This window comes from Aminobacter ciceronei, from assembly GCF_014138625.1.
GTDB lineage: Bacteria > Pseudomonadota > Alphaproteobacteria > Rhizobiales > Rhizobiaceae > Aminobacter > Aminobacter ciceronei.
Genome location: NZ_JACJHY010000071.1, coordinates 1 through 11,201 on the forward strand (window position 1 = coordinate 1; position 11,201 = coordinate 11,201).

The 11,201-nt window shown below is 58.5% G+C and carries 9 protein-coding genes and 1 pseudogene; 2 read left to right on the forward strand and 8 right to left on the reverse strand.

Going from position 1 to position 11,201, the window contains the following annotated elements:
* Nucleotides 1-807 precede the first annotated feature (807 nt).
* The gene (locus HNQ95_RS32730; RefSeq protein ID WP_312871096.1) at nucleotides 808-1,560 is read right to left on the reverse strand and encodes a thermonuclease family protein; all 753 of its coding nucleotides are present in this window, start codon (nucleotides 1,558-1,560) and stop codon (nucleotides 808-810) included.
* A gap of 260 nt (nucleotides 1,561-1,820) precedes the next feature.
* Between HNQ95_RS32730 and HNQ95_RS32735 the strand changes: the two genes are divergently transcribed.
* Complete coding sequence (locus HNQ95_RS32735; protein ID WP_182576194.1) at nucleotides 1,821-2,309, forward strand: hypothetical protein; 489 nt, start codon at nucleotides 1,821-1,823, stop codon at nucleotides 2,307-2,309.
* A gap of 474 nt (nucleotides 2,310-2,783) precedes the next feature.
* Here HNQ95_RS32735 and HNQ95_RS32740 read toward each other — a convergent pair whose 3' ends face one another.
* Genes HNQ95_RS32740 through HNQ95_RS32750 form a run of 3 tightly spaced genes read right to left on the reverse strand, consistent with a single transcriptional unit; the run spans nucleotide 2,784 to nucleotide 6,114 of the window.
* Complete coding sequence (locus HNQ95_RS32740) at nucleotides 2,784-3,686, reverse strand: plasmid partitioning protein RepB C-terminal domain-containing protein (RefSeq protein ID WP_182576195.1); 903 nt, start codon at nucleotides 3,684-3,686, stop codon at nucleotides 2,784-2,786.
* Nucleotides 3,683-4,576 carry a plasmid partitioning protein RepB C-terminal domain-containing protein gene (locus tag HNQ95_RS32745; RefSeq protein ID WP_182576196.1) on the reverse strand — a complete coding sequence of 298 codons (894 nt, stop codon included), beginning with the start codon at nucleotides 4,574-4,576 and terminating at the stop codon, nucleotides 3,683-3,685. The genes HNQ95_RS32740 and HNQ95_RS32745 overlap by 4 nt, the downstream gene beginning before the upstream one ends.
* Entirely contained in the window at nucleotides 4,573-6,114 is a 1,542-nt protein-coding gene (locus tag HNQ95_RS32750; RefSeq protein WP_312874173.1) for a recombinase family protein, read from the reverse strand. The genes HNQ95_RS32745 and HNQ95_RS32750 overlap by 4 nt, the downstream gene beginning before the upstream one ends.
* Nucleotides 6,115-6,800: 686 nt before the next feature.
* Between HNQ95_RS32750 and relB the strand changes: the two genes are divergently transcribed.
* Complete coding sequence (gene relB / locus HNQ95_RS32755; protein ID WP_182576197.1) at nucleotides 6,801-7,157, forward strand: type II toxin-antitoxin system RelB family anti-toxin; 357 nt, start codon at nucleotides 6,801-6,803, stop codon at nucleotides 7,155-7,157.
* Between the two features lie 31 nt (nucleotides 7,158-7,188).
* Here the strand turns inward: relB and terL are convergent, their stop codons facing one another.
* The 4 genes and pseudogenes from terL to HNQ95_RS32775 form a co-directional block, all read right to left on the reverse strand.
* Nucleotides 7,189-8,685, reverse strand: coding sequence for a phage terminase large subunit (gene terL, locus HNQ95_RS32760; RefSeq protein WP_182576198.1), 1,497 nt, complete (start codon nucleotides 8,683-8,685; stop codon nucleotides 7,189-7,191).
* Nucleotides 8,686-8,689: 4 nt separating this feature from the next.
* Nucleotides 8,690-9,136 carry a DUF5681 domain-containing protein gene (locus HNQ95_RS32765; RefSeq protein WP_182576199.1) on the reverse strand — a complete coding sequence of 149 codons (447 nt, stop codon included), beginning with the start codon at nucleotides 9,134-9,136 and terminating at the stop codon, nucleotides 8,690-8,692.
* A gap of 128 nt (nucleotides 9,137-9,264) precedes the next feature.
* Entirely contained in the window at nucleotides 9,265-10,419 is a 1,155-nt protein-coding gene (locus HNQ95_RS32770; protein WP_182576200.1) for a DNA-methyltransferase, read from the reverse strand.
* Nucleotides 10,420-10,545: 126 nt separating this feature from the next.
* Nucleotides 10,546-11,106 (reverse strand): annotated as a pseudogene (locus HNQ95_RS32775) (IS66 family transposase); the annotation flags it as partial.
* Nucleotides 11,107-11,201 lie beyond the last annotated feature (95 nt).

Below are 11,201 nucleotides of genomic sequence, written 5' to 3' on the forward strand. Positions count from 1 at the left end.
ATCGAAACGCGCCATGATCACCTCCCGCTGATTGCAGGAAGGGAATCACAACCGATGCCAAATGGGAATCCCGTTTATGGGTATGTGACCTAGAGAAACTAAGGACATCGACCGCAAGAATGGGAGAGCTGCATCGGGTAGCGCTTCGTAGTTGACCGCCGTAGCAGCAGGATATCTTTGCGGACGTACCGCGCGACCAGGACTACTTCTACATCCACCTGCACTACCGGGAAAGCATGAGGCACTTCGGGGCTCTGGTTTGACGATCCGCGAGGACAGCCGTCTCCATCAATGGCAATGCACCGACCCTTGGCTGTTGTCCATGTGACAGCATTGCCCGGGAGGAGAGCTCTTACGGCAGCCCCCGCCATGAGCTGACGCAGGGTCGAGCAAGGCCAACAAAGCTAGCATGACAAGAAGCGTGAGTTTCACCGCCGAGAAGTAGGAGATTGGCTTCGTAAGCAACAAGGCAGCAGGTTGACTATCTAACACCGCAAAGTCCCTTCAGTCGGGCAATTTCTGGTTCGTGTGTGTCGTCGCCCCCGAGCGGAACACCAATCATGAACACGCCCCAAGCGTCCTTGTTAGCGGTGCGCTGTTGGCGCGCTGTGATGTCGGCCAAGCGATCGCGGTCGGCCTGGGTGCACTGTCGCCCATCGGACGCGACAGCCTTGATATTGGATGGTGGAGTTGCGCAGCCGGCGACAAGCGCTAGCAGGACGATTTGCAGCATTGATTTCACGAAATCCCCCCGGATTTAGGTTCATCCTCGCTTTGCGGTTGAGTTCCGTCAAGACATGCTGAGGGTTATCTTTTGGACTTACGCCAGCCAGCTTGTTTGGCTTCTGCCTCTGAACAAAACCACCGCTCGCCTTTTCCCTCGGAAATCTTGGTCTGGCGATAGAACTTTTGACCCGGGGTGTGGTAGATGCGCTCGCCCTCTGAACTGATGTTTCCTTTGATGTCGCACGACGATGAGCCTAGCAACGTGAAGCTCGGGCTCGGCGCCACAGCCGTTGGCGCAATGTCTCCAGAATGGTTTGCCCGCCAGTCCCATGGGTTCTGAAACTGCCCCTGCCAGACGCCGCGCTTGGCATTCTTTGCTGCGGCTTGGTGGCCAGCATACTCGAGCCCAGAATATCGCGGCCAATCGAGCGCGTGGCCGCTCTCGACTAGCCAACCGGCAACGGATTTGCCATCGGCGCGAATACAGTTGCCGACGAAGCGACCATATTGATCCCACTCGACAAACGCGCATTTGACCGGGCGAGACTTCGCCAAGAATTGGTCAAGCGCCTTCGCAGCGATGCGCCCGCAGGCGTACTCCACGCCCTTTGCATCCTGGCAGCGCTGTGAGCTCTCCGGGGCATCGATCCCGTTGAAGCGGACACGTTGGCCAGCGATCTCGATAGTGTCGCCGTCGATGACGGAGGCGCGGCCTTGGATGGTTGTTTCAGCCGGGCGCGGAACGCTCGAGCCCACGCTGTCGAGCATGCGGCTAAATTGAGCGCCACTTCGCTCGACAGCCTGATAGGCGAAGATTCCACCGATGATCGCCACCGTTGGAACCAGCTTTCGCACAGCGTAGGGTAGCCTGCGCCGCCTCTGACGCACCCGCTGCAGCAATTTTCTTGACGGTCGGCTCCCCCAGCCTGTCAAAGCCCCCTCCAGACGGTCGTGCAACTGGCCACGTAAGGCCATATCACATGCACTGCCTAGATTTTCGCTCAGCCGCCTAAGTATCGCAAGATTCCATACTTCACGAAGCGCTGTTTTATCGATAGCTTGATTAACGTACTATCAGGGCTGGGGAGCTCGAAATGCATACTATTCGACAAAACGCCGCTGTTGTGGCGGCGCTTCTCGCTCTGTCACTTGCTGCGTGTACCACCTCCCAACAAGCGCTCAGTAAGAACCCCAAGGCCATAAGCACATCGGCACTGTGCCGGTCTTTTGTCACCACGAATGACGCACAGTTCAAGCAAGCGCTCTATGTCGAACTATCAAGTAGGTCCGTCTCGGCCCTCCAGTGCGTAGACATGGTCAACAACCAAAACAACGCGATCGCAGCTGGCGTCGCTATCGCAGCGGTTGGCGCAGCGGTGGCGGTGTGCGCCAACAACGATTGCGGAGGTGGAGGAGGCTATCGCCCAAGCTATTATCAAGGTGCGGATTGGGATGCCTTCTACAATGCGTACGGTCAGATTGTCTGGGCTTGTCGGGAGATCGCGTCCGGTCGCTTTACCTACGACACCAACTGCTATGGCAAGGCGCAGACTGATTGGCGGTGGCCGTCAAAATACGTTTGACGAGGCGCGCGGGCCAAGAACGGCGCGCTTGCGAACGGCAGCTTGCGGGAACCGATTGCATGTTCGTAACGCCCTTAGGTCGTGGACGACCCGCTGCGCGGGAGGGGTCCTGGAGTTGAGGTACACGGGCCAGGCGTCGCGCCAGTCGTCAAACAGCTTGCCCCTCGTACGCCTGCGACTTCGATATGTTTGGCGTGCGAGGCTACCCGCCGGCAACCAACCGGGCTATGGATCTGGGGGATATTGAAGGGCGTCTGATAAGGATGTCCGATGCCGCACGAACGGTCTCCCCAGCCTCCCTCAAGGCCAGGTTGCGCCAGACGTTCACGATGCCAAGATCACGCAATGTGGCTGCTCAAGGAAGGCGAAATCCTTCTGGACATGGAAGCTGCACCATGAACAAAAGGCTTCCACGCTGAAAGCTGCCCCACGAGAGGGGCTAATGATATTGCCACGAGCGGTATGAGAAATGGATCATGCCGCCTGATCAGCGAAGGAGGCGACATCGGCTATCGCCTGAAATTGCTCGAGGTATTCCGGTCGGTGTTGAAGAAGGTAACGCACGACGCGCGGATTGCGGAGCAGCTTACTGAGATAGCCCTTTACGACAGTCAGTTGGAGATGCTCCTTGCCGTAGGTATCCTGAATCTCGGCCATGGATTCTTGGAGCCGGGCAAGTTCTTTCTCCATCCGAGCCATCGCCTCCGGCGTGACTCCACGCACCTTCTTCGACTTCTTCTCACCGGCAAGTTCATTGGTAGGCGTGCCGGCGAGAAGCGCGGTGGCGTAGGCCGACGTATAATTGTTCGCGGCAATCATCAGCTCGGTCGCCTCGATCTGGCGCAATGGTTTCATCCGCTTAAGGATCTCGAACACGGCCATTGGGCACATCGTGTCCTTCAGCATCGACACGACCTCATGACAGACGCCGTCTAACAAGGTCGCCTTCCGTCGCACGCTATTGACATGGAGGCTGAGCGCCCGGGCGATCTTCTCGTTGGAAACGCCGCGGGCGATCGCCTTCAGGACCATGGAGTGCTCCTGGACTGCGGAAAGGCGGCTGATACGCTTGTTGAAGGTGAAACTCTCGTCGTCGGTCGAGACGAGGCATTCTATCTCGGTCGCGCCGAGGTCCTTCAGAATCTCGACGCGGACATGGCCGTCGAGCAGGAGGTAGTTGATGGAATTGCCGTCGATCCTAGCGATCACGGGGGGCTCGACCAGCCCGATCTCGATGACCGATGTGCGAATCTGTTGATACTTGTGGCTAGCCTTGACCGTCGCCCGAGGCGGCCGGACAGGTAGGAGAGAGTCGATCGGCACGATGACGCATTCGGGCTCGAAGGCGATCCGCGTCCAGGTTTCAACGTCTGTCATGCTGCCTCTCCTGCGATGCGGTTCTCCAAATCCTTCGGCAAGGTATCGAGATGTTCAGCCCGCAGGAGCGTGACGAAGTTCTCGTCGGCCCGCAGGTTCTTCAGGGCCTCCACAACGAAGAGTAGGCGGGTCTGTGTCACCTCGGCTTTCTTCACCAGCAGGCGCTGCTTGTCTGCCTCCTGCTGAAAGACGCGGACGAAAGCCTCGGACGTCCTGGCCTTACCTAGCTTCTTGCCGAAAGGGTTCATTGACATGTGCTTGCCGCGACGCGTCCGCTGCTCGATCAGGCGTCGCATTTTTATCAGCCGGGGGCCTGAGATCTTGCCCTCGGTGTAGGCTTCAGCCAGCATCTTCTGGGTTGTCTCGTCGTCGGCGCGGGCGATTTCGATAGCGACCGAAATGGGAATGGTTCCCGCGTCAACGGCTTCGATAAGGCGCTGCTCGCCCTTCTCGATCAACGTGGCCATCATGTTGACCCACTCCGGCGACGTGCCAATCTTCTCCGCGATCTGTCGGTCGTCGTAGCCGCGCTTGCGCAGTGTCGCGACATCTTGGAGAAGGTCTATGGAGCGGTGCTGCCGGCGGGCGCAGTTCTCCACCAAGCTCATGACGAGGCATTCCTCCTCCGATGCTTCTGTGACAATGGCCGGGATCTCGGTCCGGCCAAGCTCGCGAAAGGCCTCGATGCGCCCTTGGCCACAAGCGAGTCCGTAGGATCGCTGGCCGTCCGGGCCGATCATGGTGTTGACGCGGATCGGGCGCTTTAGCCCGACCGTCCTGATGCTTTCGACCACCTCCAGGAATTTACGCCGATTGCGGGCGCGCGGGTTCAGAATGACGATTCGATCGATCGGAATCATCTCTACATGAGTGTGCTTAGCTTCGGTCATGCCGCCTCCTCAAACTGGGCTCGAGCCGCAAGAGAGAACAGGAACTCCAGCGTCTCGAAGCGATAGCCGTCCAGGGACAGGCCGTTGCTCTCGGCAAGCCGAAGCTTCGGCTCCGTCATGTCGAGACGCGGGAGCAGGTAGTAGTCAAGCGGGGACACGTTGCCTCGGTCCATGCGGATGGCGACGGTAACATCGGGCGCAAGGCCAGTGTCGAGACGAATGCGCCACCGCGGCGAGGCCCCTTGCGTTTCGCCGCAGCGGGCCACGACGACCGAGGCGGTGAATTCGTCGTTGACGTCGATCAGCCCCGTTTCGGGATGGATGCGGACATCGCCGCCGGCGGCGCGCAGGCCTTCAATCACAGTGGCGACGACGTCAGGGTACATAGCCCGCAGGCGCCGATTGATCTCGATATAGCGATAATCACGCTGTGGGCTGTAGCCGACCAAGTGATAGGCGCGCAGCAGGCTGCCGAAGCGATTCCGGTAGACGCTGCTCGACGGCATGTCCTCGCGCTCATCGATGATGATGCTGGAAAGGGAACCCTGGGCCTCCAAAAGCGATCGGAGCAAGACGAGGAGTTCATCGTCGTCGAGCCGCCGGCATCGGTCCTCCACGATTTTCGCGGCGCGATTGAAGGTTGCGACGTCGACGATCGCCGCGAACGCGCCACTGGCGCGCACCCAATGTTCCTTGGGGTTGACCACTCGGCGCATTTTCAGCTTGAAGGAGACGCGGTTGAAGACGTTGTCACCGATGTATTTTGGGTTAGTCAGAACCTGATGGACCGTGCCGCGCGTCCAAGGCCGCGCCAGGTCGGTTAGTACACCTTCCCGGTTGAGCCGCTCTGCAATCTCGGCCTCTTGCATGCGAAGGTCGACAAAGAGGCGATAGATGCGCTGGACAGTCTCAACTTCCTCGGTTGGTCCGGGGACCAGTATCACGCGGTCGGTTTGAAGGCTCTTGCGCTCGCCAATCGACAGCTGAGCCTTGGGCTCGCCGTTCTCATCGATCAGAAGCCGTCTTAGACCGTAGCCGGCCATCCCGCCTTGGCGGTACCCCTTTTCACTAAGGCGACATTGGCCGGCGAAGACCTTCACGGAGAGTTCGCGGCTATATTCTCCGGCCATGACCCGCTTCACGGTCTTCAACAGGTTGGATCCGATGCTGCCGTCGTTCTCGAATTGCTCGGCACAGTAATGGACAACGATGTCAGCCCGCGAGCACAGGAATTCCAAGTGCGCACCGTGATCAGCGTTCTGGAAGCGTCCCCAGCGGCTGACATCGTAGACCAGGATAGTGCCAAAGTCGGCGGCACCGCGTTCGACATCGGCGAGCAAACGTTGGAATGCGTCGCGACCTTCCAGGTTCAGTCCGCTCTTGCCAGCATCCTCGTAGACCCGCACGATCTCGATGTCCCGAGCCTCGGCAAACTGTGTGATCGCGGCGAGCTGGTTCTCAGTGGAATAGCGCTGATGGTCGGTCGACATCCGCACATAGGCGGCAGCACGGTTAGACCACTCCTTGCCGCCTCTCACCGTCTGCGATGGTCGGTAACGCCCTTTCAAACCTACGCTCCACTCTTAGCGCCGTCTCGAAAGCACCCGACCAACACTACAGTTCGGAGGTGGTGGAATGTCCTTTCCAAAGTCGGGCAATATCTTGCCCAATCGGTTGCGCGGGAGGCCGAGCAAGCTGTCATTCGCCAGGCTGGTGTCGACAGCCCTACGAACCTCGCTCAAGGGGCAGTCATCCAAAATCAAGACGGTGGCTCTTTGGACCGGCGCGAACGAGCGGACCGTGAAAAACTGGCTTTCCGGCGAGCGGGCGCCGAGCGGAGATCACTTTCTAGGCTTGGCGGCAAACTGCCCCGCCGTGCTCGCTGCATTCCTCGCGGCCATACAGCGGAACGACTGCCTGGTCATGGCCGATATCGAGGAGGCGCGCGCTAAGGTCGCCGCTGCGCTAACGGCGCTGGATGCTGTCAGGGCTGTCCAGTTGGAGGCGGCAAGACAAATATCAGTCCGAAGAGCCAGACGACGACGAGCAATGCCGTCAGGTCGTTGGAAGCACCCATGATTCGTTCTCCAATGGCGTCCGGGCCTCTGGCCGGATCGTAGGCTTCATTGGAGTGGACATTGGCGTACTATCGATACGATTTACAAGGCAATTCCGCAGGTTAGCTCGGTTCTAACTCTGATTGCCCGCATTCATGATACGGCTCATGGAGCTCAAACAGGCACTCGGACGACGGATCAAGACCCTACGCGAGCTGCGTGGGCTGACGCAAAACGACTTCGCGGCCGAACTCGACCGCAGTGTCGATGCGGTCTCGATGATCGAGAGAGGGCTCAACTGGCCATCAATCGCCACCGTGGAAAGGATGGCTGCTGCGCTCAACGTGTCGACGACAGAGCTGTTCAACGATCTCGGGACGACAGGCCCGACCAATGGCCAGGATCTGGTGGTTGTGGCTCGAGAGCTGCTGGCGAAGCTGGGGCAGCCAGAGCTCGAGGTGGCCGTTGCGACACTTGAAGCGTTGGCTCGCAAATCAGCGGCAGCATCTGCCGTTCACCCGTGAAGGGATTGAAGTCCGTGCTCACCAGCCCTTGTCAGCGCCGATTGATAACGTCGCGCCTTTCGCGAACCCGCTGACCCGTCACCGGATCGAATTTCGGCATACGATTGCCGAGTGCCTGCATGTAACGCAGGAATTGCTCCATGCTATCAACCTGATCGTCGTGTCGCGAACCTGGGAAGGCCAACACCTCTTTCAGGAATTCGTCGCGCCACAAGGCAACTTCCGGGATGAGCACCCTGCCTTGCTCAATAAGCGAGGACACACCTGCGACACGGCTAACCTTGTCGCTGCGGGGGGTGCTCTTGGGGAGATACGCGTCCCGGTAGACTAGGGGTAGCTCCTTGAGGAGCGCGAACCCTGTTCCAGCGCGCTCGATCAGGATGATGCCGGGTCGAAACTCTCGCGCCAGTCGTAGGGCCTCTTTGCGCAGATCGGGATACTCAAGCTTCTTGCGACACAGGTCGAGCAGGTAGAGTTGCTTACCCTTGACGCCCCAGGTGGTGCAAACGGAGAAGTCGTTTTGCTCCTCAGCGTTCGAAGCGGTGTCCCAGCTTTGGACGACCAGATCGAACTCTTCTCGTTTTGGCGGCATGCTGTAGCTCCTGAGCCAGTCACGTCGGATCAGATTGCCGGTCAGCGGGATCGGCTCCTGCTGATATTGTGCCGAAAACTGATGTGTACCGATGTCTTGTCTTAAGGCATCGAGATGGTCCTGGCCTTCTCGGTCTTGCTGGATCAGTTCGCCGGCCCGGCGGTGATAAGTACGGTTGTTGAGGCCATTGCCGGTACGGTAGATGGTATCGACAGTGGCAATCGCGGGGATATTCAGGATGGTCCAGCCATGGTCGTCACGCTCTGTCAGGTGACCCACCAGATCGTTTTCGTGGAGGCGTTGCATGACGATGACGATCGCGCCGTCCTTCTTGCTGTCGAGGCGCGACACCACGGAATTGTGATACCAGGTGTTGACCGCCGTTCGTTCGGCGTCTGACATCACCGAGCCAGCCTTGATCGGGTCGTCGATGATGATGAAGTCGCCACCTCGTCCGGTGAGTGTTCCATCAACTGAGGTGGCGTAACGAAACCCGCCTGAATTGGTCTTTTGCTCGATCTCGGTGTTCTTGGTCTTGCTCAGCCGGGTTTTGGGAAAAAGGCTGGCATAGAGCGGGAGCTCCAGAACGCGCCTGAACTCGTTCGAAAGGTTCTTCGTCAGGTCCTGCGAGTAGGAGATGGATATCACCTTGCGCGCCGGATCTCGGCCCAAGACCCAAGCGGGGAAGGCAATCGATGCAGCGAACGACTTAAGGTGTCTTGGTGGAAGCGTGATGATGAGCCGTTTTAAGGCGCCGCGTTCAACTTCCTCGAGATGCCAGGCGATCGCGTCGATATGCCAATTGGGCTGATAGCCGCCGCCGTTGAGTTCGCCGAAGACACTTCCCACAAAGGCGCTGAGCGACCTCCGTCGTAGCTCTGCGAGAAACTGCGACGGGTTGTCTAGGGCGATGAGAGTCGGCTGAGCCCCACTCATCGAGCTAGTCCTTCCGCTTTCTGCTTTGAGGACCGATCGACATATCCAGTGCAGTGTCCCCGAGAAGATGCCGGAGCTGGGCTTGGTCAGCGGGTGAAAGAGCCTGCTCATCAACGGTATTGTTTTCAGGCTCGGTATCCTCGCCTGCAATCACGATCAGCGCTTTTACGGTGCTGAGGTCACCCTTGATGGCTTTCACCATCAACGTTTTGACCAAGGCCTCTCGCTTGGTGATCCTGCGGGTGCCATCACCGTCACGGATCTCGATCATCTGCTTGAGCTCTCGCTGAAGGATGGTCTTGAGCGACAGGCTTTCTTTAGGCCTACCTTTGGGATTGCCGCTTTTTCCCGGTTTGAACCGCGTCGCCTTTGGCGGTTTGCCATAGCCGACATCATAAGTCTTGCTGGCAACGTTGCCGATGCGCGCCGATTGCGATGACGCAGTCGGCACTTTGGATTGAGCCTTACCAGAAGGACTGGATGCTGCCGTCGGGGGTGGCGGCCGACGTCGTCGTGGCGTTGCTGCATCATGAGATGGTCGGACAGCATTGCTTGTGTAGTCGCTTCGCGAGGGCCCGCTCATACGCGACCTCCCTGTACCTTGCTGGCAACGACGCTGGGCTCCTTGAGCCAGGTCGGAACACGCCGGCGCCGCGGTACGGGAGGGTTGGATTGTCCCAAGCCAACTTGCTGTGCAGAGGCCGGCATGACCGAAGAACCGTCGTTGAGAGGGCAAGTATCTAAGGTGTCGCTGCCATCTGTCTGGCCAGAATTTTCGGCTCGACGCATCTCGCTGATCGCATGGAAGCCAAGACCTGTGTCAGCGTGAAGCGCTTCGATGCCGAACCGCTCCTCAAAGCGGCGCAGGGCGACATCGACATAAAGCGGATCGAGTTCGACACAGCGCGCAACTCGGCCGGTTTTTTCTGCTGCGATCAGCATCGTGCCGGAGCCACAAAAGCCGTCGATGACGATGTCGCCACGTTGCGAGGCATCCTTGATGATGTCAGCGATCAGATCGACCGGCTTGACGGTGGGATGATCGGCAAGGCGTTTGTTGCGTTCTCGGCCAAAGCTATTGAACCCAGGTACATCCCAGACATTGGTCCGGTTGCGGCCATGACGTCCAAGCTCGATGTTGTTGAGATGGGAAGCGCCCGGTTTCTTGAACACGGCGCAAAGTTCGTGGGCGGAGCGGTACAGGCTTCCCATGCCGCCCTTCATCTTGTTCCAGACAGCGAGGTTGAGCAACTCGTAATCAAGCCCGCGTCCCGCCGCGAGCAAGGTCTCGATGTGTTTCCAGTCCATGAAGGAATAGATCAGGCCGCCGGGAACCAGATGCTCGGACATTGCCGACAAGCTCGATGTGAGGAACTGCTCGAACTGCTCAGGAGACATCTCGCCCGAGGCTTCAGTGAACTCGCGATACCTGGTCCCGCCCAACCCCATGATGCTGGCAATCCCGACATTGTAGGGAGGATCAATAGCAACAAGCCGTGCCGTCTCCCCGCGCATCAAGGTGGCATGTCCAATAGACCGGGCAACGGCTTCAACATGGCGCTCAGTTACCTTGCGCAAAGCTCGCTTGGGCTCGATCAACCGGTCGATCGCAATCATCTCGACCTCAGGATGATTGGATCTGGCCCGAGCATCGTCAAAGCTACCTGCACCTTGTTTGTTTGACACGACAAAGACCTCCTCGTTCCGCCGGAGAAAATCCGGCGAGATCAGCAAGATTGATATTTTCGAAAGGCCTGCCCGTCCGCACCACAGGTTGGGCCATCCCTCGGCGGGACAGCTAAATGTTGCTGATTCGGATCTTAAAAAATAGGTATGGGTGCAAGTAATTTTTCACACACCTCACAACCTCTCGCGCCGCGACAAGGAATTGGTGATGTGGTGTACGTTTATCATAATAACTATACGTATAAACTCAAAACTACATAACATACATTGCAAAATATACAGATACGATCGCGCGAATTGCCTCACGCTGGCCCTTGCTCCTTCGAGTGTATCGCTGAACAGCCAACCGGCCAGTGGCAAAAACCCCGATGTCGCGCTCCAGAAGGTTGTTGTCCATCGGCATCCTGCCGTCCTCGGTGTGGCGCGTCAGATAATCCCATTGGTTTCGGGTATAGGAGGCTGTGTCGCCGAGCTGTCAGGCAAGACCTTGGGGCGATTTCGTCGAGCCATACCTTGAGGGTGTTCCGGACGGGTACGCTGTTTGCTGGCGGAAGCGGCGAATGCAGTCGGCCTGCTCGCTTGCAAGTATAGCCATCACTCGTCAATATGCTGCGGTATTCACCGAGGAAGGCCTGCTGGGTGTATCTGGCCGCGGCCAGGCTGACAGTAGAGCAGCACGATCGGCTGTTCACTGTCCTCGCCGCTCCGGTAGGCCCATATATACGATGTGTCGGTGTGAGCGACCCGAGACATAGGTGACGTTTCGTACCGGACACATGGGTAACACTTTTGGCTTTTGGCCGGAGGTGTTGATGCCGTGGAAGGAGAGT

Coding starts and splice junctions, on each gene's coding strand:
- HNQ95_RS32735 (WP_182576194.1), top strand. CDS start 1,821: ATGCATACTATTCGACAAAACGCCGCTGTTGTGGCGGCGCTTCTCGCT.
- HNQ95_RS32740 (WP_182576195.1), bottom strand. CDS start 3,686: ATGACAGACGTTGAAACCTGGACGCGGATCGCCTTCGAGCCCGAATGC.
- HNQ95_RS32745 (WP_182576196.1), bottom strand. CDS start 4,576: ATGACCGAAGCTAAGCACACTCATGTAGAGATGATTCCGATCGATCGA.
- relB (WP_182576197.1), top strand. CDS start 6,801: ATGGAGCTCAAACAGGCACTCGGACGACGGATCAAGACCCTACGCGAG.
- terL (WP_182576198.1), bottom strand. CDS start 8,685: ATGAGTGGGGCTCAGCCGACTCTCATCGCCCTAGACAACCCGTCGCAG.